The organism is Marmoricola sp. RAF53, assembly GCF_052114005.1.
Classification (GTDB): Bacteria; Actinomycetota; Actinomycetes; order Propionibacteriales; family Nocardioidaceae; genus Marmoricola.
This window is the reverse complement of the sequence record NZ_JBFRDX010000007.1, coordinates 132,909-158,147: the sequence shown is the minus strand read 5'-3', so window position 1 is coordinate 158,147 and position 25,239 is coordinate 132,909. Positions and strand designations below refer to the sequence as shown.

27 protein-coding genes are annotated in these 25,239 nt (G+C 72.1%); 20 read left to right on the top strand and 7 right to left on the bottom strand.

Features of this window, described 5'->3' with window-relative positions; genetic code table 11:
- Positions 1 to 41: 41 nt before the first annotated feature.
- Both AB4Y76_RS08515 and AB4Y76_RS08510 read left to right on the top strand, forming a co-directional pair.
- Positions 42 to 680, top strand: a complete 639-nt coding sequence (locus AB4Y76_RS08515; RefSeq protein ID WP_441924133.1) for a DUF433 domain-containing protein — start codon at positions 42 to 44, stop codon at positions 678 to 680.
- Positions 658 to 1,050: a hypothetical protein gene (locus AB4Y76_RS08510; protein WP_441924131.1), complete on the top strand. Its 393-nt coding sequence runs from the start codon at positions 658 to 660 to the stop codon at positions 1,048 to 1,050. Before AB4Y76_RS08515 ends, AB4Y76_RS08510 begins: the two co-directional genes overlap by 23 nt.
- Positions 1,051 to 1,062: 12 nt before the next feature.
- On the opposite strand, the gene AB4Y76_RS08505 is transcribed toward AB4Y76_RS08510, so the two are convergent.
- The 3 genes from AB4Y76_RS08505 to AB4Y76_RS08495 form a co-directional block, all read right to left on the bottom strand.
- Positions 1,063 to 1,653 carry a class I SAM-dependent methyltransferase gene (locus AB4Y76_RS08505; RefSeq protein ID WP_441924129.1) on the bottom strand — a complete coding sequence of 197 codons (591 nt, stop codon included), beginning with the start codon at positions 1,651 to 1,653 and terminating at the stop codon, positions 1,063 to 1,065.
- 119 nt (positions 1,654 to 1,772) lie between these two features.
- Positions 1,773 to 2,411 (bottom strand): VOC family protein, encoded by a 639-nt coding sequence (locus AB4Y76_RS08500; protein WP_441924127.1) that lies wholly within the window; start codon positions 2,409 to 2,411, stop codon positions 1,773 to 1,775.
- Positions 2,412 to 2,487: 76 nt separating this feature from the next.
- A complete protein-coding gene (locus AB4Y76_RS08495; protein WP_441924125.1) occupies positions 2,488 to 3,264 on the bottom strand; it encodes a hypothetical protein in 777 nt (258 codons plus the stop codon).
- Positions 3,265 to 3,326: 62 nt separating this feature from the next.
- On the opposite strand from AB4Y76_RS08495, the gene AB4Y76_RS08490 reads away from it, so the two are divergent.
- From AB4Y76_RS08490 to AB4Y76_RS08440, 11 genes are all read left to right on the top strand, one after another.
- The gene (locus AB4Y76_RS08490; RefSeq protein WP_441924123.1) at positions 3,327 to 4,262 is read left to right on the top strand and encodes a Ppx/GppA phosphatase family protein; all 936 of its coding nucleotides are present in this window, start codon (positions 3,327 to 3,329) and stop codon (positions 4,260 to 4,262) included.
- Positions 4,263 to 4,264: 2 nt separating this feature from the next.
- Positions 4,265 to 5,074 carry a sugar phosphate isomerase/epimerase family protein gene (locus AB4Y76_RS08485; RefSeq protein WP_441924121.1) on the top strand — a complete coding sequence of 270 codons (810 nt, stop codon included), beginning with the start codon at positions 4,265 to 4,267 and terminating at the stop codon, positions 5,072 to 5,074.
- Positions 5,071 to 5,793, top strand: coding sequence for an ABC transporter ATP-binding protein (locus AB4Y76_RS08480; RefSeq protein ID WP_441924119.1), 723 nt, complete (start codon positions 5,071 to 5,073; stop codon positions 5,791 to 5,793). Before AB4Y76_RS08485 ends, AB4Y76_RS08480 begins: the two co-directional genes overlap by 4 nt.
- A complete protein-coding gene (locus tag AB4Y76_RS08475) occupies positions 5,790 to 6,533 on the top strand; it encodes an ABC transporter permease (protein WP_441924117.1) in 744 nt (247 codons plus the stop codon). Before AB4Y76_RS08480 ends, AB4Y76_RS08475 begins: the two co-directional genes overlap by 4 nt.
- Before the next feature lie 81 nt (positions 6,534 to 6,614).
- The gene (locus tag AB4Y76_RS08470) at positions 6,615 to 7,544 is read left to right on the top strand and encodes a proline dehydrogenase family protein (protein WP_441924115.1); all 930 of its coding nucleotides are present in this window, start codon (positions 6,615 to 6,617) and stop codon (positions 7,542 to 7,544) included.
- A 42-nt stretch (positions 7,545 to 7,586) separates the two neighbouring features.
- On the top strand, positions 7,587 to 8,390 hold the full coding sequence (gene proC, locus AB4Y76_RS08465) for a pyrroline-5-carboxylate reductase (RefSeq protein WP_441924113.1): 804 nt from the start codon (positions 7,587 to 7,589) through the stop codon (positions 8,388 to 8,390).
- Positions 8,391 to 8,397: 7 nt separating this feature from the next.
- Entirely contained in the window at positions 8,398 to 9,612 is a 1,215-nt protein-coding gene (locus AB4Y76_RS08460; protein ID WP_441924111.1) for an acetoin utilization protein AcuC, read from the top strand.
- 143 nt (positions 9,613 to 9,755) lie between these two features.
- The gene (locus AB4Y76_RS08455; protein ID WP_441924384.1) at positions 9,756 to 9,962 is read left to right on the top strand and encodes a helix-turn-helix domain-containing protein; all 207 of its coding nucleotides are present in this window, start codon (positions 9,756 to 9,758) and stop codon (positions 9,960 to 9,962) included.
- Between the two features lie 126 nt (positions 9,963 to 10,088).
- Positions 10,089 to 10,190 (top strand): 30S ribosomal protein bS22, encoded by a 102-nt coding sequence (locus tag AB4Y76_RS08450; RefSeq protein WP_081683056.1) that lies wholly within the window; start codon positions 10,089 to 10,091, stop codon positions 10,188 to 10,190.
- A 19-nt stretch (positions 10,191 to 10,209) separates the two neighbouring features.
- Positions 10,210 to 11,271: an NAD-dependent epimerase/dehydratase family protein gene (locus tag AB4Y76_RS08445; protein WP_441924108.1), complete on the top strand. Its 1,062-nt coding sequence runs from the start codon at positions 10,210 to 10,212 to the stop codon at positions 11,269 to 11,271.
- A complete protein-coding gene (locus AB4Y76_RS08440; protein ID WP_441924106.1) occupies positions 11,264 to 12,502 on the top strand; it encodes a 1-acyl-sn-glycerol-3-phosphate acyltransferase in 1,239 nt (412 codons plus the stop codon). Before AB4Y76_RS08445 ends, AB4Y76_RS08440 begins: the two co-directional genes overlap by 8 nt.
- A gap of 184 nt (positions 12,503 to 12,686) precedes the next feature.
- Here the strand turns inward: AB4Y76_RS08440 and AB4Y76_RS08435 are convergent, their stop codons facing one another.
- From AB4Y76_RS08435 to AB4Y76_RS08425, 3 genes are all read right to left on the bottom strand, one after another.
- Positions 12,687 to 13,835 (bottom strand): DUF5667 domain-containing protein, encoded by a 1,149-nt coding sequence (locus AB4Y76_RS08435; RefSeq protein WP_441924104.1) that lies wholly within the window; start codon positions 13,833 to 13,835, stop codon positions 12,687 to 12,689.
- 124 nt (positions 13,836 to 13,959) lie between these two features.
- Positions 13,960 to 14,778, bottom strand: a complete 819-nt coding sequence (locus tag AB4Y76_RS08430) for a sigma-70 family RNA polymerase sigma factor (RefSeq protein WP_441924102.1) — start codon at positions 14,776 to 14,778, stop codon at positions 13,960 to 13,962.
- Positions 14,779 to 14,949: 171 nt separating this feature from the next.
- On the bottom strand, positions 14,950 to 15,834 hold the full coding sequence (locus AB4Y76_RS08425; protein WP_441924100.1) for an HAD family hydrolase: 885 nt from the start codon (positions 15,832 to 15,834) through the stop codon (positions 14,950 to 14,952).
- 116 nt (positions 15,835 to 15,950) lie between these two features.
- On the opposite strand from AB4Y76_RS08425, the gene AB4Y76_RS08420 reads away from it, so the two are divergent.
- The 7 genes from AB4Y76_RS08420 (at position 15,951) to hemB (ending at position 23,610) form a co-directional block, all read left to right on the top strand.
- Positions 15,951 to 17,540 (top strand): class I adenylate-forming enzyme family protein, encoded by a 1,590-nt coding sequence (locus AB4Y76_RS08420; protein WP_441924098.1) that lies wholly within the window; start codon positions 15,951 to 15,953, stop codon positions 17,538 to 17,540.
- Positions 17,537 to 17,776: a glutaredoxin family protein gene (locus AB4Y76_RS08415; RefSeq protein ID WP_441924096.1), complete on the top strand. Its 240-nt coding sequence runs from the start codon at positions 17,537 to 17,539 to the stop codon at positions 17,774 to 17,776. The genes AB4Y76_RS08420 and AB4Y76_RS08415 overlap by 4 nt, the downstream gene beginning before the upstream one ends.
- 177 nt (positions 17,777 to 17,953) lie before the next feature.
- Positions 17,954 to 18,625, top strand: coding sequence for a redox-sensing transcriptional repressor Rex (locus AB4Y76_RS08410; RefSeq protein WP_441924094.1), 672 nt, complete (start codon positions 17,954 to 17,956; stop codon positions 18,623 to 18,625).
- The gene (locus AB4Y76_RS08405) at positions 18,622 to 19,911 is read left to right on the top strand and encodes a glutamyl-tRNA reductase (RefSeq protein ID WP_441924092.1); all 1,290 of its coding nucleotides are present in this window, start codon (positions 18,622 to 18,624) and stop codon (positions 19,909 to 19,911) included. The genes AB4Y76_RS08410 and AB4Y76_RS08405 overlap by 4 nt, the downstream gene beginning before the upstream one ends.
- Positions 19,908 to 20,852 (top strand): hydroxymethylbilane synthase, encoded by a 945-nt coding sequence (gene hemC, locus AB4Y76_RS08400; RefSeq protein WP_441924090.1) that lies wholly within the window; start codon positions 19,908 to 19,910, stop codon positions 20,850 to 20,852. Before AB4Y76_RS08405 ends, hemC begins: the two co-directional genes overlap by 4 nt.
- 64 nt (positions 20,853 to 20,916) lie before the next feature.
- Complete coding sequence (locus AB4Y76_RS08395) at positions 20,917 to 22,611, top strand: uroporphyrinogen-III synthase (RefSeq protein ID WP_441924088.1); 1,695 nt, start codon at positions 20,917 to 20,919, stop codon at positions 22,609 to 22,611.
- A gap of 21 nt (positions 22,612 to 22,632) precedes the next feature.
- Positions 22,633 to 23,610 carry a porphobilinogen synthase gene (gene hemB / locus AB4Y76_RS08390; protein WP_441924086.1) on the top strand — a complete coding sequence of 326 codons (978 nt, stop codon included), beginning with the start codon at positions 22,633 to 22,635 and terminating at the stop codon, positions 23,608 to 23,610.
- 78 nt (positions 23,611 to 23,688) lie between these two features.
- Here hemB and AB4Y76_RS08385 read toward each other — a convergent pair whose 3' ends face one another.
- A complete protein-coding gene (locus AB4Y76_RS08385; RefSeq protein ID WP_441924084.1) occupies positions 23,689 to 24,969 on the bottom strand; it encodes a lytic transglycosylase domain-containing protein in 1,281 nt (426 codons plus the stop codon).
- Between the last annotated feature and the right edge of the window lie 270 nt (positions 24,970 to 25,239).

The window sequence follows — 25,239 nt, the reverse complement described above, 5'->3', positions numbered from 1 at the left end:
GCCGGGTAGCCTCGTGATCGACTGATCGAGAGGGGGTTCCGATGACCGACGTCTACGCGACGCCGATCCTCACGGCGCGAGAGACGGCGCGCTACCTGAAGATGCCGGAGAGCACTCTCGATGCGTGGCTCGCCTCGGCGCACGACCAGCCTCTCGTGCATGCGGTGCACCCCGCCAAGCGAGGCTGGCCACGGGTTCCTTTCGTCGGAGTCGTCGAGGCGCACGTCCTGCGCGCGCTGCGGGACCTGGGGATGTCGATGTCCGACATCCGCCGTGCAGCGGACCTGGTGCGTCAGGAGTTCGACGACCCCTACGCACTCGCCCGCAAGCGCATCGCGACGGACGGCGTCGCCCTTTTCGTCAAGATTGCGGACGATGCACTCATCCACGCACGGGATCACCAGGTCGCGATCGCTGACGTCCTCGCGGATCACCTGACCTATGTCGACTGGGACGACGCAGGCAATCCGCAGCGGCTGCGGCTCCGCGACTTCCCTGCGGGAGCCGACGTCGTCATCGACCCGCGCTTCGGACGGGGTTCCCCCGTGCTCGCCGCGAGCAAGGTCCGTGTCGAGGACATCGTCTCCCTCTGGCGGACAGGCGAGCCGATCACGTCGGTCGCCGACGAGTACGGACTGACCACCGAGCTCGTCGAGGATGTCCTCCGCCGGGCCGCCTGAGTTCTTCCTCGATCGAAGTCTCGGGAGGACTCCGGCAGCGCGACTGCGCGCAGCAGGACACGTGGTCCACCACGTCGCTGATGTCTATCCGGACGACGCGCACGACATCCCCGACGAGCAGTGGATCGCCGACGGTTGCTCGCGGGGCTGGGTTCTCCTCACGAAGGACCGGCGGATCCGCTACCGGACCTCCGAGCTCGACGCGTTGAGCGGGCACCTCTTCTGCCTCGCCGACGGGAATCTCCGGCGGGAGGAGATGGCCGGGCGGTTCCTCCGCGCGATGAAGCCGATCCTCCGCGCAGTGGCACGCCACCCGGAGGGGTTCTGGCACGTCTACGCAGACGGCTCGATCAGAAAGATGTGGCCGTGACCGAGGGCCCGCTCAGTACCGCCGCCACCACAGGTTGACCGCGTAGTCGACCGTCGTGAGGTCCGGGTGCTCGGCGAGCACCTCCTCGGCGACGGCCGTCGGCAGCTCGATCCGTACGACGGCCTCGAGGTCGTCGCGTGCGTCGAACGTCCACGCGGTCGTGAGCCGCTCGCGGGACCAGCCCTGCGCGGACCAGAACGCCTCCATCGCGTCCGGGTCGACCATCGGGAAGCCGCGCCGGAACCAGGCCCCGAAGGTCGAGCGGGTGGCGTCGTTGTCGATCACGAACGAGGTGCCGCCGGGCCGCACGACCCGGTCCAGCTCGGCCAGCCCGGGCTCGCAGCCGGGACCGAAAAAGTATGCCCACCGGGCGTGCACCACGTCGATCGACGCCGCGTCGAGCGGGAGGTCGGACGCGGAGCCCTCGCGGACCTCCGCGTTGCCGAGGCGGCGTACCCGCCGGCGCGCGATCGCGGCCAGCGGCGGGTGCGGCTCGACGCCGACCACGCTCCGTGCGTCCGCAGCGAAGCGGGGCAGGTGGAAGCCGGTGCCGCAGCCGACGTCGAGGACGTCGCGGCCCGACCAGTCGGCGATGCCGCGCATCGTCGACTCGATCAGGCCGGCCCGGTCGACGGCGTTGTTCTCGAGCTCGTAGACCGCCGGGCTGTGCCAGATGTTCGGCGACGGCCGGACGGCCTGACCGGGGGAGGTGGGTCCGTCGCTCAGAGCCGGACGAGTCCGTTCGGGGTCTGGAAGGCGACCGCCACGATGCCGGGGGTGCCGTTCGGGGCGACCCAGTCGACCTTCACGTCCTCGAGCGGCTGCTCGACCGGGGCGCCGAGCCACTCGGTGACCCGGGCCGGGTCGCCGGCGATCTCGAGCGCCTCCAGGGCGATCTTGCCGGTGCTGCCGTTGGACGGGTGCAGCCCGGCGTCGGACTCCCACTCGATGAAGAACGGCAGCTGCGGGTCGGACTGCAGGCCCTTCACGCCGAGCTGCTTCCAGAGGAGCTCGGTGCCGTCGGGGCGGTGCCGGTTGCCCTTGACCGCCTCGCGGCCGAGACGGGACTCGAGCGGGGCGATGTCGTCGACGGCGACGACCCAGCCCATCCAGCCGCCGCCGAGCTCCGAGCGGGCCCGTACGGCCTGGCCGAACGGTGCCTTGTCGGAGGCGGGGTGGTCGAGGACCTCGACGAGCTCGAGGTAGGTGCCATCGTTCAGCGGGAGGATGCGGTTCCGGGTGCCGAAACGGGGGTGCACACCACCGTCGACGAACTCCTCGCCCAGCTGGGCGGAGAGCCGTGCGGCGGTCGCGGCGAGGCCGTCGGGTCCGGCTGCGAAGACGATGTGGTCGAGGCGCATGGACCGATTCTCACCCTGGCGGGATGTGGGTCACACACCGGGGTCACCCTGAGCCTGTTCGAGGTCGCCCGGGACCTCAGCGCCGCGGCGAGGCGGGGTGCAGCGCCAGCGTCGAGCGCGACCGCAGGTGCGCCTCGCACGCCGCGGCCAGGACGTCGTACGCCGGCTGACCCATGAGCGCGATCAGCTCGGTCGCGTTGGACAGGTAGACCGGCTCGGCGCCGACGTGCGCCTCGGTGTTGCCCGAGCAGTACCAGTCGAGGTCGTGCCCACCGGGGCCCCAGCCGCGACGGTCGTACTCGCCGATGGAGACCTCGGTGTACTCGGTGTCGTCCTGCCGCTTGACCGTGCGGAAGGTACGCCGGAGCGGCAGCTGCCAGCAGACGTCCGGCTTCGTCTCGACGAAGTGCACCCCGTCGCGCAGCGCCAGGGCGTGCAGCGCGCAGCCGTAGCCGCCGGCGAAGTCGCGGGAGTTGTGGAAGATGCAGGCCGGCCCGGCGCCGCGGTCGAACGTGCGCGTCTTGCGCTCGCCGTCCTCGACCTCGGTCCACCGCTTCCGGGAGACCTGGCCCTTCTTGTTGAGTGCCTCGCCGCGGTTCTCCCAGAGGGTGTCGTCGAGCTTGTCGACCCAGACCGCCACGCGCTCCTCGTCCTCGGCGTCGGAGAAGTGCGCGCCGAGCGTGCAGCAGCCCGCCTCCGGGGAGGTGGAGTAGATGCCCTGGCAGCCGTTGCCGAAGATGCATGTCCAGTTGGAGGTGAGCCAGGTCAGGTCGCAGCGGAACACCTGGTCGGCGTCGGCAGGGTCGGCGAACTCGTAGAAGGCTCGCGGAAAGACGAGATCGACCTCAGGCACAGGCGCACCCTACGCCCGCGGACAAGCGTTCCGGGGAAGGCCCCGAGCGGTAGCCTCGTGGCATGCGTCTGGGCGTCCTCGACATCGGCTCCAACACCGGCCACCTGCTGGTGTTCGACGCGCACGGCGGTGCGGCGCCGATGCCGGCGTCGTCGTACAAGGAGCCGCTGCGGCTGGCCGAGCACCTCGACGCCGGCGGCGCGGTCACCCAGCGCGGGATCGACGCGCTGACCGCGTTCGTCTCCGAGGCGCTGGTCCTCGCCGAGGACAAGGGCTGCGAGGAGATCTACGCGTTCGCCACCTCCGCGGTGCGCGACGCGACCAACGCCGACGCGGTCCTGGACCACGTCGCCGCGCACACCGGCCACCGGATCAGCGTGCTGTCCGGGCCGGACGAGGCCCGGCTGACCTTCCTGGCGGTGCGCCGCTGGTTCGGCTGGTCCTCGGGCCGGCTCGGCGTCTTCGACATCGGCGGTGGGTCGCTGGAGATCGCGGCCGGTGCCGCCGAGGCACCGGACGTGGCCTGGTCGCTGCCGCTGGGCGCCGGCCGCCTGGCCCGGACGTGGTTCGCCGACGGGCGCCCGGACGACGCCGCCCTGCGCGAGCTGCGGCGCAGCATCCGGGCCGACATCGCCCGCGACGCCGGCAGCCTGCTGCGCGGCGGCCCGCTCGACCACGCGGTCGCCACCTCGAAGACGTTCCGCTCGCTCTCCCGGATCTGCGGCTCGGCGCCGTCGGGCGAGGGCCTGTTCGTACGCCGGATGCTGCCGGCGGCCGAGCTGGAGCGCTGGCTCCCCAAGCTCGTCGACATGACCCACGACGAGATCGCCGCCCTCCCGGGAGTCTCGACGGACCGGGCCCACCAGCTGGTCGCGGGTGCCTTCGTCGCCTCGGCGGTGCTGGACATCTTCGACCTGCCCGAGCTGGAGATCTGCCCGTGGGCGCTGCGCGAGGGCGTCATCCTGGACCGGCTGGACAAGCTGAGCGTCCTGGACTGACCGTGTCGACCGCCACCGGCCCGCTCTTCGCCCTCTCCACCGCCTCGGTCTACCCCGAGTCGGTGGCGCACGGCTTCGAGTACGCCGCCCGCCTCGGCTACGACGCGGTCGAGGTGATGGTGAGCATCGACTCGATCAGCCAGGACCCGGCGAAGGTGCGCCGGCTGCGGGACTACCACGAGGTCCCGGTCTGCGCGGTGCACGCGCCGTGCCTGCTGATCACCCAGCGGGTCTGGGGCACCGACCCGTGGGTCAAGCTCGAGCGCAGCGCCGAGATGGCCCACGACCTCGACGCCGACGTCGTCGTGGTGCACCCGCCGTTCCGCTGGCAGAAGGACTACGCGGCCGGTTTCGTCGAGGGGATCGCCGACCTGGAGCGGCGTACCGGGATCGCGTTCGCGGTCGAGAACATGTACCCGTGGCGGGCGACCTCGAAGCGGGAGATGGACGTCTACAGCCCGCACTGGGACCCGAGTCGCGAGGACTACGCGAACACCACCATCGACCTGTCGCACGCCGCCACCGCGCACTCCGACCCGGTGGAGATGGCCAAGCGCCTCGGTGACCGGCTGCGGCACATCCACATGACCGACGGCAGCGGGTCGGCCAAGGACGAGCACCTGGTGCCGGGCCGCGGCAACCAGCCGTGCGCGGAGCTCCTCGAGCACCTCGCCGCCACCGGGTTCACCGGCCACGTCGTGATGGAGATCAACACCCGCAAGGCCGGGACCCGTGAGGCCCGGGAGGCCGATCTGCTGGAGTCGCTGGCGTTCAGCAAGCTGCACTTCGCCAGCGAGACGGCGCCCGGATGAGCACCGGCGTCAGTAGCGGCGTCCAGGTCGCCGACCTGAGGGTGGTCCGGGGCGGCAACGAGGTGCTGCGCGGTCTCTCCTTCGCCGTCGCGCCGGGCGAGGTGACCGGGCTGCTCGGCCCGTCGGGCTGCGGCAAGTCCACCCTGATGCGGGCCATCGTCGGCGTGCAGAGGATCACCTCGGGCAGCGTCACGGTCTTCGGCCGGGCCGCCGGGGACCCGTCGCTGCGCAGCCGGATCGGTTACGTCACCCAGTCGCCCAGCGTGTACGACGACCTCACCGTCGCGGAGAACCTGGAGTTCTTCGCCGCCGTCCTCGGGGTCAGCAAGGACCGGGTCGCGCGCTGCCTCGACCTGGTCGACCTCGCGGACCTCCGCGACCGTGTGGTCGCCCGGCTCTCCGGCGGTCAGCGCTCCCGGGTCTCGCTCGCCGTCGCGCTCCTCGGCGAGCCGGCGCTGGTGGTGCTCGACGAACCGACCGTGGGCCTGGACCCGGTCCTGCGCCAGGACCTCTGGAAGACCTTCCACGGCCTCGCCGACGACGGTGCCGCGGTCTTCGTCTCCAGCCACGTGATGGACGAGGCCACCCGCTGCGACCGGCTGCTGCTGATGCGCGAGGGCCTGATCATCGCCGACGACTCCCCGGACGGGCTGCTCGCGGCGACCGGGGCGACTGACGTCGAGGCCGCGTTCCTGCACCTGGTGGAGACGGCCCGGTGAGCCCGCGCAGGACCGTGGGCAACACCCTCGCGGTGGCGCGGCGGGTGCTGATCCAGCTGCGCCGGGACCGGCGCACGATGGCGATGCTGCTGGTGCTTCCGTGCGCGATCCTGGTGCTGCTCTGGTGGATGTTCCACGGCGACTCCCTGGAGTTCCAGTCGCTCGCGCCGGCGCTGCTCGCCCTGATCCCGTTCATCGTGATGTTCCTGGTGACCTCGGTGACCACGTTGCGCGAGCGCACCTCGGGCACCCTCGAGCGGCTGCTCGCGATGCCGATGGGCAAGGTCGACTTCCTCGCCGGCTACGCGCTCGCGTTCGGCCTGGTGGCCGCCGTCCAGTCCGCTCTCGCGGTCGGCGTCTGCGTCCTCTTCCTCGACCTGGACCTCGCCGGCCCGACCTGGATGCTGCTCGTGGTCGCGGTGCTCGACGCGGTCCTCGGCACGGCGTTGGGGCTCTTCGTCTCGGCGTTCGCGCGCACCGAGTTCCAGGCGGTCCAGTTCATGCCGCTGATCGTGATCCCGCAGATCCTGCTCTGCGGGCTGTTCATCGCGCGCGACGACCTGCCCGACGTCCTGCACGTCGTCTCCGACCTGCTCCCGCTGTCCTACGCGGTCGACGCGATGACCGCCGTCACCGTCGACGCGGACCCGGCGATCCTCGGCGACGTGGCGCTGATCCTCGCGTTCGCGGCGGCGGCGCTGGTGGGCGGTGCGCTGACGCTGCGCCGTCGGACCGACTGAATTTTCTGACCGGCCGGACCCGGCGTACCGTGGATCGTCGGCACGACGAGGTGCCGGCACGTGTGTCAGGGGAGTTCGGAATTGCTGCGTCAAGTTCTGCTGTCGGTCGCCGGGAGCGAGAAGGTCAAGGAGCTGGTCACCCGGATGCCGGTGAGCAGCGGCATCGTCGCCCGCTACGTGCCCGGTGAGCACACGCCGGAGGCGGTCGACGCCACCCGCGCGCTCGTCGCCGACGGCCGGCTCGTCACCCTCGACTACCTCGGCGAGGACACCCTCGACGAGGCCCAGGCCGAGGCCACCGTCCAGGCCTACCTGGAGCTGCTCGAGTCGCTCGGCCAGGAGGGTCTGTCCCGCAGCGCCGAGGTCAGCGTCAAGCTGAGCGCCATCGGCCAGGCGCTGCCGGAGACGGGTGCCAAGCTGAGCCTGGAGAACGCCCGCCGGATCTGCCGCGCCGCGCGCACCGTCGGCACCACGGTCACCCTGGACATGGAGGACCACACCACCACCGACCAGACGCTGGCGACGCTGCGCGAGCTGCGCAAGGACTTCCCCGAGACCGGCGCCGTCGTGCAGGCCTACCTGCGCCGCACCGAGGACGACTGCCGGGCGCTCGCCTTCGAGGGTTCCCGGGTGCGGCTCTGCAAGGGCGCGTACAACGAGCCCGCCACGGTCGCCTTCACCGACCGGCACGAGGTCGACAAGTCCTACGTGCGCTGCCTGAAGGTGCTGATGGCCGGCCAGGGTTACCCGATGATCGCCAGCCACGACCCCCGGATGGTGCGGATCGCCGGCGCGCTCGCCACCCGGTTCGGCCGCGAGCCCGGCAGCTACGAGTACCAGATGCTCTACGGCATCCGGCCCGAGGAGCAGAAGCGGCTCGCGCAGAGCGGGGAGCGGATGCGCGTCTACGTGCCGTACGGCGAGGAGTGGTACGGCTACCTGATGAGAAGGCTCGCCGAGCGCCCCTCCAACCTGACATTCTTCCTGCGTTCGCTGGTCTCCCAGAAGTAGGGCGCCAGAACCAGGCAGGACCAGGCAGAAGGAGGCGTCACGATGACGGTCGCCATCATCGGAGCCGGGGTGATGGGGGAGACCCTGCTCTCCGGGCTGATCCGCGGAGGGCGCGACGCCGCCGAGCTCGTCGTCGGGGAGAAGCGTCCCGAGCGGGCCGAGGAGCTGCGCCAGAAGTACGGCGTCCGGGTGCTCGCGAACACCGAGGCCGCCGAGGCCGCCGACACGGTCGCGCTGGTCGTGAAGCCGCAGGACATGGCCGACGTCCTCACCGAGATCGCGCCGCACCTTCGCCAGGACCAGCTCCTGGTCTCGCTGGCCGCCGGCATCACCACGGCCGCGATCGAGAAGCACATCCCCGAGGGCATCGCGGTGGTGCGGGTGATGCCGAACACCCCGGCGCTCGTCGACGAGGGGATGGCGGCGATCTCGCCCGGGTCGCACTGCGACGAGGAGCACCTCGCGATCGCCGAGGACCTGCTCGCCGCCACCGGCCGGGTGGTCCGGGTCCCCGAGAAGCAGCAGGACGCGGTCACCGCGATCTCCGGCTCGGGCCCGGCGTACCTGTTCTTCGTGGTCGAGGCGATGATCGAGGCCGGCGTGCACCTGGGCCTGCCGCGGACCACCGCGACCGAGCTGGTCGTGCAGACGGTGGTCGGGTCGGCCAAGCTGCTCCGCGAGACCGGCACGCACCCGACCGTGCTCCGCGAGCAGGTCACCTCGCCGGGCGGCACCACCGCCGCGGCGATCCGCCAGCTCGAGGACCACAAGGTCCGGGCCGCGTTCATCACCGCGATGGAGGCCGCCCGGGACCGGTCCAGCGCGCTCGCGGCCGGGATGGACTGATCAGCCGATGACGCCGGGGAGGGCACCCGGGTGCGCCGGCTGCGTCGTCTACGACTCCACGTTGACCGGCTACGACTTCGGCGCGAGCCACCCGATGAACCCGATGCGGGTCGACCTCACGGTCCGGCTGGCCGAGTCGCTCGGCGTGCTGGCGGACGGCGCCGGCGACGGGGCGGGGACGCGCGTCGTACCGGCGCCGTTCGCGTCCGAGGCGGACCTGCTCGTCGTCCACGACCCGGAGCTGATCGAGGCGGTACGGCGCAGCAGCGACCACCCCGAGATCAGCGACCCGCGACACGGCCTGGGGACCGACGACAACCCGACGTTCGCCGGGATGCACACCGCCGGCCGGCACGTCGTCGGCGCCAGCCTGGAGGCTGCCCGCCGCGTCTGGCAGGGCGAGGCGCTGCACGCCGCGAACATCGCCGGCGGCCTGCACCACGCGATGCCGGACGCGGTCAGCGGGTTCTGCGTCTACAACGACGTCGCGGTGGCGATCCGGTGGCTGCTCGCCAACGGGGCGCAGCGGGTCGCGTACGTCGACGTGGACGTCCACCACGGCGACGGCGTGCAGGCGATCTTCTACGACGACCCGCGGGTGCTCACCATCTCCCTGCACGAGACCGGGCAGATGCTCTTCCCGGGGACCGGGTTCCCCGACGAGACCGGCGGCCCGAACGCCCAGGGCACCTCGGTGAACGTGGCGCTGCCGCCGGGCACCGCGGACGCCGGCTGGCTGCGGGCCTTCCACGCGGTCGTCCCGCCGCTGGTGCGGGCCTTCGCGCCGGACGTGCTGGTGACCCAGCACGGCTGCGACTCGCACCGCGACGACCCGCTGGCGCACCTGATGCTGACCGTGGACGGCCACCGGGCGAGCTACCTGGCCCTGCACGAGCTGGCGCACGAGGTCTGCGAGGGCCGCTGGGTGGTGACCGGCGGCGGCGGGTACGCCGTCACCGACGTCGTACCGCGGTCGTGGACGCACCTGCTGGCGGTGGTCGGCGGGCGGCCGCTGGAGACGGGCCTGGAGACGCCGGCGGAGTGGCGTGCGGAGGTCACCGGCCGGACCGGTGCACGGGCCCCGGTGCTGATGACCGACGGCGCGACGCCGACGTACCGGGACTGGTCCGAGGGCTACGACCCGGACACCTGGCTGGACCGGGCGGTGCGCGAGACGCGGCTCGCGGTCTTCCCCGAGCACGGCCTGGACCCGCATCCCTGAGTGCTTTGCGGGGAAACTTCCCAGAAGTACCTTCAATTCACCCCTTCCCCACAGGTCACACGAGGCCCTATCCTCAGGGCAACGAGCCACGCGGACTCCGGTGGGGAAGCCGGAGAGTGGCTCATCAGAAAGTGCGGTGCGTGATGGGCTCGAACCTGTCCGGAGACATCTCCGAGGTGAAGTTCCTGACGATCGCCGAGGTTGCCTCGGTGATGCGGGTGTCCAAGATGACGGTCTACCGTCTCGTGCACGGTGGCGAGCTGCCGGCCGTGCGGGTGGGGCGTTCCTTCCGCGTGAGCGAGGAAGACGTCAACGAGTACCTGAAGAACAGCTTCTTCCAGACCGGCTGAGGCCGCGGTCCGGTGCCTGGCGTGAGACTGAGCACGTCCGATTCGTTTGTCCCGGCCGGTGCAGATAGTCTTGTGCCTTCCGTAGGAGCCCTTGATCCGGCTCCCGAGCTGTAGAAAAGGGCACCCGTGGGTTCTGTCATCAAGAAGCGCCGCAAGCGCATGGCGAAGAAGAAGCACCGCAAGCTGTTGAAGAAGACGCGCGTCCAGCGTCGTCGTCTCGGCAAGTAACGCCGAGCAGGGGACTCCCGTGGGTCGCGTCGTGCTCGTCACCGGGGTCGCACGCGACCTCGGTCGTCGTTTCGCCCACCAGCTGGCCGCCGCGCCCGCTGTGGACCGGGTGATCGGCGTCGACGTGCAGCCGCCCCGGGGGGACCTCGGCGCGGTCTCGTTCGTCCGCGCCGACATCCGCAACCCCGTGATCGCCAAGGTGATCATGCGGGAGCAGGTCGACACCGTCGTCCACATGAGCGTGCTGCCCTCCTCGGGGTCGGCCGGTCGTACGACGGCCAAGGAGCTCAACGTCATCGGGACGATGCAGCTCCTCGCGGCCTGCCAGCAGTCCCCGCACCTCGAGCACTTCGTGCTCAAGTCGAGCACGGCGGTCTACGGCTCCTCGAACCGCGATCCCGCGATGTTCACCGAGGGCATGGCCGCCAAGCGCATCGGCGGGTTCGGCTTCGTCAAGGACGTCAACGAGGTCGAGGGCTACGTCCGCGGCTTCGCCCGGCGCCGTCCGGACGTCCGGGTGACGACGCTGCGCACCGCCAACGCGCTCGGCCCGGGTCTAAACACCCCGACCACCGCCTACTTCCGGCTCCCGGTGATCCCGACCGTGCTCGGGTTCGACCCGCGGATCCAGTTCCTCAACGACACCGACCTGCTCGACGTGATCGAGCACGCGACGTTGAGCGACGTCGGCGGCACCTTCAACATCGCCGGCGACGGTGTGCTGATGCTGTCCCAGGCGATCCGCCGGCTCGGCCGGCCGGCGCTGCCGCTGCCCGGCTTCGCGGTCGGCCCGCTCGGCTCGGCCATGCGCCAGGCCCGGGTCGCCGACTTCTCCCGGGAGCAGGTCGCGTTCCTCGCCTACGGCCGCGGCGTCGACACCACCCGGATGCGCGAGGTCCTCGGCTTCCACCCGTCGCGCACCACCGAGCAGGCGTTCGCGGAGTTCGCCGCGTCGCTCGAGCCCGGCATCGTGTCGGAGAAGCGCGTCCGCGCGGCCGAGACGGCGATCGTCGGAGCCCTCGGTGGTCGTGGATCCCAGGTCCCAGCAGGCGCTATCGGGGAGGGTGAGCACCGTGGGTGACGCAGAGATCATCCCGATCGGGACCCGGGGCAAGCCGGGCCGCGGGACCGGGAGCGCCAAGCCGTCGAGCTCGGCACGGAATCTCGCCGGGCGACCTGCGGCGAAGCCCGCTACCGCCGCTGAGACCCCGTCCGCGCACCCGTCCGCGACCCCGGCCCCGGAGTCGGCGAAGCCGACCGTGCCGCAGCCACGCAAGGCTGCCGCCGGCCCGCGCAAGCGGACCCCGGCCGCCGAGGCCCCGCCGGTCGCCCCGCCCGCCGAGGAGATCGCGCTCGCCGCGCCGGTCACCGGCGCCGGAAGCGTCGAGGTCGCCCCCGACCACAAGAACCCCACCGGCGGCATCCCCGCCGTCGACTGGCTCGCCGGGTTCACCGGCGCCGCCAAGGAGACCTTCGGCTCCGAGTGGGAGCCGCGGCTGGCCGCGTTCCTCGCGTTCCTGCGCCGGCGACTGACCGGCGACTACACCGTCGACGAGTACGGGTTCGACGCCGAGATCACGCAGCGCTTCTTCATGGCCGCGATCCGTCCGGTCGCCGAGAAGTGGTTCCGGATCGAGGTCCGCGGCGTCGAGAACATCCCGACCACCGGCGGTGCCCTGGTCGTGTCCAACCACTCCGGCACGATCCCGGTCGACGGCCTGATGACCGCGGTCACCATCCACGACCACGCCCACCGGTTCCTGCGGCCGCTCGGCGCCGACCTGGTCTTCAAGCTCCCCATCGTGAGCGAGATGGCCCGCAAGGGCGGCGTCACCCTGGCCTGCAACGAGGACGCCGAGCGGATGCTCTCGGGCGGCGAGATCGTGGGCGTCTGGCCGGAGGGCTTCAAGGGCATCGGCAAGCCGTACAGCGAGCGCTACAAGCTGCAGCGCTTCGGCCGCGGCGGGTTCGTCTCGGCGGCGATCCGGACCGGCGTACCGATCATCCCGACCTCCGTCGTCGGCGCGGAGGAGATCTTCCCGCTGGTCGGCAACATCCCGTCGCTGGCCCGGCTGCTCGGGGTGCCGTACATCCCGATCACCCCGTTCTTCCCGCTGCTGGGCCCGCTCGGCCTGGTGCCGCTGCCGTCGAAGTGGATCATCGAGTTCGGCGAGCCGATCCGCACTGACGAGTACGACGCCGGCGCCGCCGAGGACCCGATGCTGGTCTTCAACGTGACCGACCAGGTGCGCGAGACGATCCAGTCCACGCTGTACAGCCTGCTGATGCAGCGCAAGTCCGTCTTCAGCTGAGAACTGAGCGGGCCTGCAGCCCATCTCTGTCGCTTCCAGCCCAATGCTTTGGGCTGTCCTGCCGGAATCACCTCTCCCCTTGGGAAACCGGCAGCGCGAAACCCGGGAAAGCCGGAGCCCGGAGCCGCAACGCGACTCCGGGCTCCACGCTCCGGTCTTGTGTCCCCTGTCAGTGACCGAGGGGCTACTTGGTCTTCGGGTCGAGCGCCCCGCCGAGGGTGTTCAGCGTGTCGCTGAGCACGTCGGTGACCGGGGAGAGGGCACCGCCGGTGGCGTTGCCGACCTCGTCGAGGAGCGAGGAGACGCCCGCGGTGAGACCGCCGACGACACCCTGGACCGGCTTCGTCACCTGGGACGGGTCGGCGCTGGGCTTGCCGTTCGGGGAGGGCGTGCCGGTCGGCGACGGGCCGGCTGACGGGCCGGTCGTCTTGGTGCCCTGCGGCGTGTTCTTCGCGATCTGGTTCGCCTTGCTGGCCAGGTCGGAGTCGGCATCGGCCTGACCGGCGAAGCTGCTGGCGGCGTCGGCGGGCAGGGCGAGCAGGCTCGACAGGGCGGGTGCCGACGACAGCGAGAGCGCGTCCGGGCCGCAGTTGCAGAGAACCCGGGCCTGCTGGTCGAGGTCGCGGACCAGGCCACGCGCGGCGTCGATGTCGCCCTTCGAGGCGCCGGCCTGGGGGGCCAGTTTGTCCAGCTGCAGGAGCTGGGCGCCGAGGATGGTCCGCAGGCGGGTGATGTCCTCGGGGTCGCCGTCGCGCTGGTAGGCCATGAAGATCAGGTCGGCACCGTTGGTGGCGCTCTCCTTGAACGAGTTCAGGGTGGGCGCGACCTTGTCGGACTGCTTGTCGTCCGCGATCAGGTGGTCGACCTCGTCGAGGCGGGTGCTGGCCTGGCGGAGCAGGTCCTGGCCCTTGCCGGAATCGCTGGAGCTGAAGGAGGCCTGGGCGCTCTCGATGCCGCGCTTGAGCGGGTAGAGCGGGTCGCCCGGGAGCGCGCTCTCGGCGGCCGCTGCGACGCCTGCGGTGCCACCGACGATGACGAAGGCGGCAGCGGCGACGCTGATCCGGCGCTGGCGGCGCTTGGCGGCGTCGTGCAGCGGCACGACCGGGGCCAGGGCGGGGGCGTCGGCCGGCACGAGGTGGGTGTCGGCGGCGTCCAGCAGGCGGGTGCGGAGGTTGGCGACGAAGTCCGGCCGCGGGGCAGGCATTTCCTGCGCGCGGAGCACGTCCACGAACGTGAGGAGGTCGGCGTAGCGGTCGGCCACGTCTCCTCGCGTGCCGTCGACCACGCTCGCGAACTCTTCGGCTGCTCGACGAGCCGGGCTCAGCGGGGTCATGAGGTCGTTCCTGCTTCCTGGGAGGGCATGCGCGCAGGGGCCGCAGGGGTGGCGCGGTCCGTTTTGCGTCCGTACACCCGATTCAACGAGGGAGTGCCTCCAGGGGTTACGCGTGACGTCGGCATCATCCGCGCTCTCCTGCCGGGAGGAGCTTCGCGAGGTTGCGCACCCCGCGGAGCTGGAGCTGCTTGACCGCGCCGCTGGAGCGGCCGAGGATCTCGGCGGTCTCCGCGATCGAGAGGCCCTGGAGGAACCGCATGATCAGGCACTCGCGCTGCTCGGTGGGCAGCTCGCCCAGGGCGCGGAGCAGGGACTCGTTGGTCAGCGACGACAGCACCTCGAGCTCGGGGCCCTCGGTGGTGCTGTCCAGGGTCTGCATGTCCTCGGTGGTCTGCTCGAGGCGGGTGCGGCCGGCCTTGAAGTGGTCCGCGGTGAGGTTCCGGGCGATGGTCATCAGCCAGGCGCCGAAGTCCTTGCCCTGCCAGCGGAACGAGTGCATGCTCCGCAGCGCCCGGAAGAAGGTCTCCGCGGTCAGGTCCTCGGCCAGCGTCATCGAGCCGACCCGGTAGTAGAGGAACCGGTAGACCGACGGCTGGTAGTGGTCGTAGAGCTGGCCGAACGCCTCCTTGTCGCCGCCGCGGGCGAGCTCGACGAGGGCGATCAGGCGGGTCGCGACGACTTCGTCCTCGACCGACGACGCGGCGAGGTCGGCGTCGCCGTGCTCGTTCTCGCGGTCCGGCGCGGGTACTTGGCCGGACGGCTCGGCACCGGTGCTGCGACGCGGTCCGGAGACGGTCGGCGCGTTGGCCAGGACGCTGTCGCTGCTGAGCCACCACGGAGCCGACGGGCCGGCCGCGGCCACCGGGAGCGGAGCGGCGACGAGGTCGGCGAGGGCGTGACGCAGCGCGTCGAGCCCGCGCGCGTACTCCCAGGTCCCGCCCATCGCGTAATTCTCCCTCCCCGGCCCCCCGCCAGGTATCCAAGGAAGAGGATAGTGTGATTTCCGATTATTTGGGAACGGAACCGCAAACTGTCCGGACGTCGGGATTGCCCCGGTGTGCCCCGGTAGGCGCTCGCGGGCCGCAAGGCGGGCCAGAAGCGGGCCAGAAGTGGGTCAGCGCAGGCGTCGGCGTACCGCGGCGCCCGCCGCGATGGAGCCCACCGCGGCCCCGGCGACCGCCGCTGTGAAGACGCCGGCGCGGGCCGCCTTTCGGCCGGTCCGGTAGTCCCGGATCCGCCAGCCGTGCTCGCGCGCGTGGTGCCGGAGCCGGGCGTCGGGGTTGATCGCGCACGGGTCGCCGACCAGGGACAGCATGGTCAGGTCGTTGTAGGAGTCGCTGTACGCCGAGCAGCGGGAAAGGTCCAGTCCCTCGCGCTCGGCCAGCGCGAGGATCGCCTCTCCCTTGGCCGGCCCGTGCAACATCTCCCCGACGAGGCGGCCGGTGTAGACGCCGTTGATGTGCTCGGCGACGGTGCCCATGGCGCCGGTGAGCCCGAGCCGGCGGGCGATGATCGAGGCGATCTCGATCGGCGCCGCGGTGACCAGCCAGACCCGCTGGCCCTGGTCGAGGTGGAGCTGGGCCAGCGCGCGGGTGCCGGGCCAGATCCGGTGCGCCATCGCCTCGTCGAAGATCTCCTCGCCGAGGCGCTCCAGCTCCTCGGTGGTGTGCCCGGCGATGAAGGCGAGCGCCGCCGACCTGGCCTCGGCGACGTGCTCGGGGTCCTCCACGCCGACGATCCGGAAGTAGGCCTGCTTCCAGGCGGCTCCCAGGATGTCGCGGGTGGTGAAGAACTTGCGCTTGTGCAGGCCCTTGGCCAGCAGGAAGATCGACGCCCCCTGCATCACGGTGTTGTCGACGTCGAAGAACGCCGCCGCCGTCGGGTCCGCCGCGACGCGCAGGGCGGACTCGACCTCGGCGTTCGCGGCCGCGGCCTCGCCGGCCAGCTGCGAACGCCGCTTCAGGTTCACAGGTCGGTTCTTGCCGCCAGCAGCCGTCACGGCGCCAGCCTAGGGCGCGTCGGGGGAGAAAGGCACGCGCGGCGGGCGTGCCGGACAGGAGAGGGTTTGGGCCGTCCACCCCTCTCGGCTCAATCGCCTGTGGAAGACTCCGGGGGATGGAGACCAACGTCGCCGATCTCCTGGCGCGCGCCGCGGAGGCCGAGCCCACCAAGATCGCCCTGTCCGAGGCCGCGACCGGCCGCACCCTGACCTGGGCCGCGCTCGACGAGCTGGCCGACCGCGTCGCCCACGGGCTCTCCGCCGCCGGCATGGTGGCCGGCTACCGGGTGATGATCGCGGCGACCAACCGGCTGGAGTTCGTGGCCAGCTACCTCGGGGTGCTCCGGGCCCGGATGGTCGCGGTGCCGATCAACCCGCGCAGCGCCACCGGCGAGGTCGTGCGGATGCTCGTCGACTCGGGCACCCGGATGGTCATCTCCGACGGCAGCACGATCGCCACCGTGCGGGCCGCGGTCGACGGCGTCGGCGAGGCGCTCGCGGCCACCCCGGGCGGTGCCGGCGTGCCGCCGCGGATCGTCACGGTCGGTACCACGCTCGAACCCGGCGAACGCTCCTGGGACCACCTGGTGATGGAGTCCGGCGAGGCGGTGCCGGGCGCCACCGACCCCGAGTCGCTCGCGGTCCTGCTCTACACCAGCGGCACCTCCGGCCGGCCGCGCGCCGCGATGCTCAGCCACCGCGCGCTGCTCGCCAACATCGACCAGGCCGCCCAGGTCGACCCGCCGATGATCACCGGCCGCGACGTCGTCCTGGGGGTGCTCCCGCTCTTCCACGTCTACGGCTTGAACGCGGTGCTGGGCCAGGTGGTCCGGCAGCACGCCCGGATGGTCCTCGTCGACGGCTTCGACCCGGAGGGCTCCCTGGACATCATCGAGGACGAGGCGATCTCGGTTCTCCCGGTCGCACCGCCCGTCTTCGCCTACTGGATGCAGCTGCCGGGCCTCGAGGACCGGTTCGGGCCGGTGCGCACCGTGCTCTCCGGGTCGGCGCCGCTGGACCCGGACCTGATCGCGGCGTTCGGGGAGCGGACCGGGTTGACGGTGCAGCAGGGCTACGGCCTCACCGAGGCGGCGCCGGTGGTCACCTCGACGCTGTGCAGCGCGACGCCCGATCCGCGCTCGGTCGGCGCGGCGCTGCCGGGCGTCGAGCTGCGGCTGGTCGACGAGCGCGGCCTGCCGCCGGAGGACGACGACGTCGGCGAGATCGAGATCCGCGGCGCGAACCTCTTCTCCGGCTACTGGCCGGAGGGTGCGGACGGCCCGGACACCGAGGGCTGGTGGGCGACCGGCGACGTCGGCTTCCTGGACGCCGACGGCGACCTGGTGCTGGTCGACCGGCTCAAGGAGCTGGTGATCGTCTCCGGGTTCAACGTCTACCCGAGCGAGGTCGAGGACGTAATCGTCGAGCTCGACGCGGTCGCGGGAGCGGCCGTGATCGGCGTCGAGGACGAGATCACCGGCGAGCGGGTGGTCGCCTACGTGAAGCCGGCCGGCGAGGTCGCCCCGGACGCGCTCGTCGCCGAGGTGCGGGCGCACTGCGCCAACCGGCTGGCCGGGTTCAAGCAGCCCTCCCAGGTGGTCGTGGTCGACACGCTGCCCTACACGGTGACCGGCAAGGTGCAGAAGGGCCGGCTGCGCGCCACCGAGCGGAGGCGGGCCCTCGGGCTGCTGGAGAGCGACTCGTGACCGCTCGGGTCCTGCTCTACGGCAAGCCCGGCTGCCACCTGTGCGACGACGCCCGCGAGGTGGTCGCCCGGGTCTGCGCCGACCTCGGGACGTCGTACGAGGAGGTCGACATCAGCGGCGACCCGGCCCTGATGGGCGAGTACGGCGAGCAGATCCCGGTCACCTTCGTCGACGGTGCCCAGCACGACTTCTGGCGGGTCGACGAGGCCCGGCTGCGCGCGGCGCTGGCCCGCTGAACCACGCCGGCGGCACCCCCCGACGCGTGGTGAACATCTCACCTGTGCTAGCCCGGGCAGGTCGAGCCGTGGTCTCGGTTTGTTCCCACGTTCACAAACTCTTATGGTGAGTGGGCTGACGCGCTTCGAGGACAGGCTCTGTGACCGAGCCAGGGGCGCGTCGCTGGAGAGTTGACCGTGAGCAGTACGCGTATCCCCGAGGCGACCGTCGCGCGCCTTCCGGTGTACCTGCGGGCACTGAATTCGCTGCTCGAGGCGGACACCCGGACGTGCTCGTCCGAGGAGCTCGCCACCGCGGCGGGCGTCAACAGCGCCAAGCTCCGCAAGGACCTCTCCCACCTCGGTTCGTACGGCACCCGCGGCGTCGGGTACGACGTCGAGTACCTGCGCTACCAGATCTCGCGCGAGATCGGCCTGACCCAGGACTGGCCGGTCGTGATCGTCGGCATCGGCAACCTCGGGCACGCGCTCGCGAACTACTCCGGCTTCAGCTCGCGCGGCTTCCGCACCGTCGCGCTCCTGGACGCCGACGAGAGCCGTCAGGGCGAGCTCGTCGCCGGCCTGAAGATCCGGGCGTTCACCGAGCTGGCCACGATCGTGCACGAGCACGGTGTCGCCATCGGCGTGATCGCCACTCCGGCGGCCGCGGCCCAGTCGGTCTGCGACCACATGGTCGCCGCCGGGATCAGGTCGGTGCTCAATTTCGCTCCGACCGTGCTCTCCGTGCCCGATGAGGTGGACGTGAGAATGGTCGACCTTTCCAGCGAGCTCCAGATCCTCGCGTACCACGAGCAGCGCAAGTCGGCCGCCGCGGCGGCCGAAGGACCGGCGGACGGGGTGGTCGCGTGAGTGTGCTGGTCATCGGGATGTCCCACAACTCGGCCCCGGTCGAGATCCTCGAGCAGGTCGCCCGGGACTCCGAGGGCACCGTCAAGCTGATCCGCGAGGTCGTCGACAACGAGCACGTCGTCGAGGCGACCGTGCTCTCGACGTGCAACCGGATCGAGGTCTACGCCGAGGTCGACCGCTTCCACGGCAGCGTCGAGGCGATCTCCCGGATGCTGCTCGCGGCCAGCCCGGAGCTGCTCGACCGGCTGGTCCCGCACCTCTACGTGCACTACGACGACGGCGCCGTCTCGCACCTCTTCCACGTCGCCTCCGGCCTGGACTCGATGGTCGTCGGCGAGAGCCAGATCCTCGGCCAGGCCCGGGAGGCGCTGCGCGTCGGGCAGGAGACCGGCACCGTCGGGCCCGCCCTGAACTCGCTCTTCCAGCAGGCGCTCCGGGTCGGCAAGCGCTCGCACGCCGAGACCGACATCGACCGCGCCGGCCCGTCGCTGGTGACCGCCGCGCTGGAGCAGACCACGCCCCACCTCGGGCGGAGCACGGGCTTGAGGACGATGGTGATCGGCGCCGGGGCGATGGCCGGCCTGGCCACCGCGGCGCTGCAGCGCGCGGGTGCGGCGTCGATCGTGATCGCGAACCGCACCCCGGCCCGCGCCGGCCGCCTCGCCGAGCTGTACGGCGGCCGCGCGGTCGGCCTCGACGCCGTCCCGGCCGAGCTCGCCGAGGTCGACCTGGTCGTCTCGTGCACCGACTCCACCGCTCTGATGATCGACGTGGACACCGTGCGTGCCGCCCGCACCGCGGACCGTCCGCTGGCGATCGTCGACCTCGCCCTGCCGCGCGACGTCGACCACGCGGTCGCCGCCGAACCCGGCGTCCTGCTGGTCGACCTGGCGACGCTGGCCGCCGAGCTGGAGCTGGCCGGCGAGCGGGCCGAGGTCGCCGGGGTCCGCCGGATCGTCGGCGAGGAGCTGAGTGCCTTCCTCGCCGCCCGGCACGCCGCCAGCGTCACGCCGACCGTGGTCGCGCTCCGCACGATGGCCACCGGCGTGGTCGAGACCGAGCTGCAACGGCTCGCCGGCCGGCTGCCGGACCTCGACGACGCGGCCCGCGCGGAGATCGAGCAGGCCGTCCGCCGGGTCGCCGACAAGCTGCTGCACCAGCCGACGGTCCGGGTCAAGGAGCTCGCCAACGAGACCGGCGCGGTCTCCTACGCCGCGGCGCTCGCCGAGCTGTTCGCGCTCGACCCCGAGGCCGTCGACGCCGTCACCCGGGCGGAGGGCGTATGACTTCCCTGCAGCCGTTGCGCCTGGGCACCCGCGCCTCCGAGCTCGCCCGCACCCAGAGCGGGATGATCGCCGACCTCCTCACCGAGCGGACCGGCCGTGCCGTCGAGCTCGTCCTGGTCGCCACCGAGGGCGACGTCAGCTCGGCGCCTTTGGCCAGCCTGGGCGGCACCGGCGTCTTCGTCAGCGCCCTGCGCGAGGCGCTGCTGCGCGGCGAGGTCGACTTCGCGGTGCACTCGCTGAAGGACCTCCCGACCGCTCCCGCCGACGGCATCGCGCTGGCCGCGGTGCCCAGCCGCGAGGACCCGCGCGACGTCGTCGTGGCCCGCGACGGACTCACCCTCGGCGAGCTGCCGGTCGGCAGCAAGGTCGGCACCGGGTCGCCCCGCCGGGTCGCCCAGATCGCGGCGCTCGGCCTGGGAATCGAGCTCGTCGGCGTCCGCGGCAACGTGGACACCCGGATCGGCAAGGTGCGCTCGGGCGAGCTCGACGCGGTCGTCCTTGCCCGCGCCGGCCTGACCCGGCTCGGCCGCCTGGACGAGGTCACCGAGGTCCTCGACCCGATCCAGGTGCTGCCGGCTCCCGGCCAGGGCGCGCTCGCGGTCGAGTGCCGCTCCGACGACGCCGACCTGGTCGCGCTGATCGCCGGTGCGCTGGACGACCCGCACACCCGCGCCTGCGTCGAGGCCGAGCGGATGGTGCTCGCCGAGCTCGAGGCCGGCTGCTCCGCCCCCGTCGGCGCGCTCGCCGAGGTGGTCGAGGGCGACCACGGCGACGAGCTCTGGATCCGCGCCGTGGCCAGCTCGCTGGACGGCGGTCTTTCCGTCCGGCGATCCGCGTCCGGCGCGTACGGCGATCCCGTCGGCGTCGGCCGCAAGCTCGCCGCCGAGATGATCGCCGACGGCGCGCACGAGCTGCTCGACCCGCCCGAGGGCGCGCCTTGACCCCAGGCACCCACCGCACCAGCACGACCTCTTCCCAGTAGTGGCAAGCAGCAAGAAGGCGACAGTGACCAAGACCTCCAGCACCACCAGCGTCGAGACCGGCCGGCAGACCCTCTGGGTCTCGTTCGTGGGCGCCGGACCGGGTGACCCGGACCTGCTCACCGTGCGCGCCGTCGAGCTCCTCCGCGAGGCCGAGATCGTCGTGACCGAGCTCCCCGAGCACGAGACCCTCGTCCGCGGAGTCCTGGGCCTGCCCGAGCCGCTCGGCGCGACCGACGAGTCCGACGAGGGCGCGGAGGTCGTCGCCGCGGCCCCGGTCGGCCCGGTGTTCGTGGACGGCGGCTTCGGCGAGGACGGCCAGCCGCTGACCCACGCCGCGCGCGCCAAGGTGGTCATCAAGCAGGCCAAGACCGGCCGTCGCGTGGTCCGGCTGATGGCCGGTGACCCGTTCCTCTACGCGTCCGGTCCGGAGGAGGCGCAGGCCTGCACCAAGGCCGGCATCGGCTTCGAGCTGGTCCCGGGCGTCTCGGCGGTCAACGCCGTGCCGGCGTACGCGGGCATCCCGCTGACCACCAAGAACCACCGCGAGATCACGGTGCTCTCCTGCAGCGGCGCGTCCCTGGACTGGAGCAAGTACGCCGACCGGCCGACCCTGGTCCTGCTCTCCGCGGTCGGCGGCATCGCCGACATCGCCCGCGACCTGGTCGCGGCCGGCAAGGACCCGCAGACCCCGGTCTCGATGACCCGGACCGGCACCGTCACCACCCAGCGCACCCTGGTCTCCACGCTGGCGAACGTCGCCGCCGACGCCCGCGCCGCGAAGATGGAGGCGCCCGCCGTCACCGTCGTCGGCCAGGTCGTCGACCTGCGCGACCAGCTGTCCTGGTTCGAGAACAAGCCGCTGTTCGGCTGGCGGGTCCTGGTGCCGCGCACCAAGGAGCAGGCCGGCTCGCTCTCCTCGCGGCTGCGCGGGTACGGCGCCGAGCCGGAGGAGGTGCCGACCATCTCGGTCGAGCCGCCCCGCAACCCGCAGCAGATGGACAAGGCCGTCCGCGGCCTCGTCGAGGGCCGCTACGAGTGGATCGCGTTCACCTCGGTCAACGCCGTCCGCGCGGTCCGGGAGAAGTTCGAGGAGTACGGCCTCGACGCCCGCGCCTTCAGCGGCCTGAAGATCGCCGCCGTCGGCGACAAGACCGCCGCCTCGCTCCTGGACTGGGGCCTGCGCGCCGACCTGCTGCCCACGGGCGAGCAGTCCGCCCGCGGCCTGGTCGAGGACTGGCCGCCTTACGACGAGGTGCTGGACCCGATCAACCGGGTCTTCCTCCCGCGTGCCGACATCGCCACCGAGACCCTGGTCGCCGGCCTGGTCGACCTCGGCTGGGAGGTCGACGACGTGACGGCCTACCGGACCGTGCGGGCGGCCCCGCCGCCGGCGCCGACCCGTGAGGCGATCAAGTCGGGCAAGTTCGACGCGGTCGTCTTCACCTCGTCCTCGACGGTGCGCAACCTGGTCGGCATCGCCGGCAAGCCGCACGCCTCGACGATCATCGCGGTGATCGGTCCGGCGACGGCGAAGACCGCCGAGGAGCACGGCCTGCGGGTCGACGTCCTCGCCGCGTCGCCGTCCGCCGAGGAGCTCGCCGACGCGCTCGCCGACTTCGGTGCCGCCCGTCGCGCCTCGCTCGTCGAGGCCGGCCAGCCGGTGACGAAGCCTTCCGAGCGGAAGTCGGCGGGGCGCCGCCGGGCCGGCTCGAAGTAGTCCTCCGAGTAGCCTCGGCCCATGGCCTTCCCCGACGTCCGACCCCGCCGGCTCCGCCGGACCCCGGCGCTGCGCAGGCTGGTCGCCGAGACCGACCTCGCGCCGCGCCAGCTCGTGCTGCCGATCTTCGTCCGTGAGGGCGCAGGCGAGCCGGTGGCGATCTCCTCGATGCCGGGCGTCGTCCAGCACACCCGGGAGACGTTGAAGAAGACCGCCGCGGAGGCGGTCGCGGCCGGGCTGGGCGGCGTGATGCTGTTCGGGATCCCGGAGCACAAGGACGCGCTCGGGTCCGGTGCGGTCGACCCGGCCGGCATCCTCAACCTGGCGATCACCGACGTGGTCGCCGAGGTCGGCGACCAGCTCACCGTGATGTCGGACCTGTGCCTGGACGAGTTCACCGACCACGGCCACTGCGGGGTCCTCGACAGCGACGGCCGCGTCGACAACGACCGCACCCTGGAGGCGTACGACGCGATGGCCCTCGCCCAGGCCGCGGCCGGCGTCGACCTGGTCAGCCCCAGCGGCATGATGGACGGCCAGGTCGCCAGCATCCGGCACGCGCTGGACGCCGAGGAGCACACCGGCGTCGGAATCCTGGCCTACTCGGCGAAGTACGCGTCGGCGTTCTACGGCCCGTTCCGGGAGGCCGTCGACTCCTCGCTCAGCGGGGACCGGCGGACCTACCAGCAGGACCCGGGCAACCGGATCGAGGGCGTCCGCGAGGCGAAGATCGACGTCGCCGAGGGCGCGGACATCGTGATGGTGAAGCCGGCGCTCGGCTACCTGGACGTGCTCAGCGCGGTCCGGCAGGCCGTCGACGTCCCGGTCGCGGCGTACAACGTCTCGGGGGAGTACGCGATGGTCGAGGCGGCCGCGGAGCGCGGCTGGATCGACCGGGAGCCGGCGATCCTGGAGACGCTCACCTCGATCCGCCGGGCCGGCGCGGACATCGTCCTCACCTACTGGGCCCTGGAGGCCGCGGCGCTGCTGCAGCGCTGATCCCCGAGCGCGGAGACGCAGAAGGCCCCCGGCGTGCCGGGGGCCTTCGTGCTGCGTCAGGGGTGGATCACCGCGTGATCACTTCGGGGCGGGCGCCAGACCCAGCCAGGAGAGGATCGTCTGCAGCGTGTTCGGGATGACCGCGGCGGCGTCCTGCTCGGTCATGCCCTGGACCTTCGCGGCGCACTTGGCCTTGGCCGGGCCGAGCAGGCCGAGCGGGTCCGGGATGCTGGCGAACTGCTGGTTGCAGAAGCCGAGCGCCTCGGTCAGCGTGCCGAGGACCTCGGCGACCGGCTGGGTGACGCCCTGGACGACGCCGCCGACGGTCTCGCCGACGCCCTGCAGCGCCTTGCCGACCGGGTCGGTGGGCTTGACCGGGACGGACGGCGTGCCGCCGCTACCGGTCTCGGTGCCGGTGCCCGGGGTCGAGCCGCCGGTGCTGCCGGTCGAGCCGGAGCCGGTCGACTGCGGGGCGCCCTTCTTCGGACGGGCGACGGCCTTCTGGTGCTGCGAGGCGATCGTCGAGGCGTAGCTCGGGGAGAACACGGTGCCGCCGTAGGTGCCGGACGGGATCGCGGTGTAGTCGCCGGCGCTGTAGGCCTCCATGATCCGCAGGACCAGGTCGACGTACTGGCGGCTGTGGTTGTAGCGGAAGACCGCGGCCTCCTGGCCGGCGCGGGCCGACAGGTCGTCGGTGCCCGAGCAGAGGTACACGCCGGAGGCGAGCGCCGCGTCGTCGATGTCCTGCGGGTTGCGCTGGCCGTCGCCGTCGGCGTCGACCTTGACCGAGGACCAGGTCGACGGGATGAACTGCATCGGGCCGACCGCGCGGTCGTAGACCGGGTCCTGGTCGAGCTGGCCACCGTCGGTGTCCATGATCGCCTGGGTGCCGTTCTGGCCGTTGAGCTGCGGGCCGAAGACGCCCGGCTTGCTGACGCCGTCGGCGCCGAGGGTGTTGCCGCCGAACTGGCCGTGGTTCGACTCCACCCGGCCGATCGCCGCGATGAGCTCCCACGGAACGTTGCAGGTGGTGTCGGCGGCGTCGATGATCTGGGCGCCGCGCTGGTAGGCGGAGAGGGCCGCGGCCGGGATGCCGCTGGCCGATGCGCCGGAGACGACCGCGTCCGCGGTGCCGTCCGGGACGGCCGGGGCGATCGCACCCGGGATCGGCACGCTCGCCGGGGCCTTGATGGCCTGGCTGGGCACCGCGCTGCCGTCGGGCAGGTCGGACCCGTCGCTGTGCGCGGCCGAGGCCGTCGAGCTCGCGCTGGCGAGGCTGGCGGTCCAGGCGGCGGAGAGCAGCGCCAGCGGCACCAGGGTGGCGGCCTTGCTCTTGCGGCTCTTCAACAGTGCGGTCATGCGGTGAGTCTCCCAGTTCATATCGGCCCGTTTACGAAAAATCGGGCGATACCTGTGACAACGATCATTCCCCGAAGGGGTCACGCCTACCCATTTCGGACCGCGCCACAAGCCAGCGGGAGGGGCCGAACCGGGTGGTATCGCACCGATGAGACGAACCGGACGCCAAAGTATGTCGTGAAAAACCGAAAAAGTCTTTAGCCGAATTTCAGGGCGGACGGCGGGAGGCGCGCGGGGGGCGATTCGTCGCCGCCTGGGTCGGTCGGGGAG

What these genes read in the sequence shown, in the direction of transcription:
- AB4Y76_RS08515 (WP_441924133.1), top strand. Translation starts at nt 42, where the DNA reads ATGACCGACGTCTACGCGACGCCGATCCTCACGGCGCGAGAGACGGCG.
- AB4Y76_RS08500 (WP_441924127.1), bottom strand. Translation starts at nt 2,411, where the DNA reads ATGCGCCTCGACCACATCGTCTTCGCAGCCGGACCCGACGGCCTCGCC.
- AB4Y76_RS08420 (WP_441924098.1), top strand. Translation starts at nt 15,951, where the DNA reads ATGGAGACCAACGTCGCCGATCTCCTGGCGCGCGCCGCGGAGGCCGAG.
- hemB (WP_441924086.1), top strand. Translation starts at nt 22,633, where the DNA reads ATGGCCTTCCCCGACGTCCGACCCCGCCGGCTCCGCCGGACCCCGGCG.
- AB4Y76_RS08460 (WP_441924111.1), top strand. Translation starts at nt 8,398, where the DNA reads ATGACGCCGGGGAGGGCACCCGGGTGCGCCGGCTGCGTCGTCTACGAC.
- proC (WP_441924113.1), top strand. Translation starts at nt 7,587, where the DNA reads ATGACGGTCGCCATCATCGGAGCCGGGGTGATGGGGGAGACCCTGCTC.
- AB4Y76_RS08490 (WP_441924123.1), top strand. Translation starts at nt 3,327, where the DNA reads ATGCGTCTGGGCGTCCTCGACATCGGCTCCAACACCGGCCACCTGCTG.
- hemC (WP_441924090.1), top strand. Translation starts at nt 19,908, where the DNA reads ATGACTTCCCTGCAGCCGTTGCGCCTGGGCACCCGCGCCTCCGAGCTC.
- AB4Y76_RS08455 (WP_441924384.1), top strand. Translation starts at nt 9,756, where the DNA reads ATGGGCTCGAACCTGTCCGGAGACATCTCCGAGGTGAAGTTCCTGACG.
- AB4Y76_RS08505 (WP_441924129.1), bottom strand. Translation starts at nt 1,653, where the DNA reads ATGCGCGGCATCGCCGACTGGTCGGGCCGCGACGTCCTCGACGTCGGC.
- AB4Y76_RS08480 (WP_441924119.1), top strand. Translation starts at nt 5,071, where the DNA reads ATGAGCACCGGCGTCAGTAGCGGCGTCCAGGTCGCCGACCTGAGGGTG.
- AB4Y76_RS08435 (WP_441924104.1), bottom strand. Translation starts at nt 13,835, where the DNA reads ATGACCCCGCTGAGCCCGGCTCGTCGAGCAGCCGAAGAGTTCGCGAGC.
- AB4Y76_RS08510 (WP_441924131.1), top strand. Translation starts at nt 658, where the DNA reads ATGTCCTCCGCCGGGCCGCCTGAGTTCTTCCTCGATCGAAGTCTCGGG.
- AB4Y76_RS08430 (WP_441924102.1), bottom strand. Translation starts at nt 14,778, where the DNA reads ATGGGCGGGACCTGGGAGTACGCGCGCGGGCTCGACGCGCTGCGTCAC.
- AB4Y76_RS08385 (WP_441924084.1), bottom strand. Translation starts at nt 24,969, where the DNA reads ATGACCGCACTGTTGAAGAGCCGCAAGAGCAAGGCCGCCACCCTGGTG.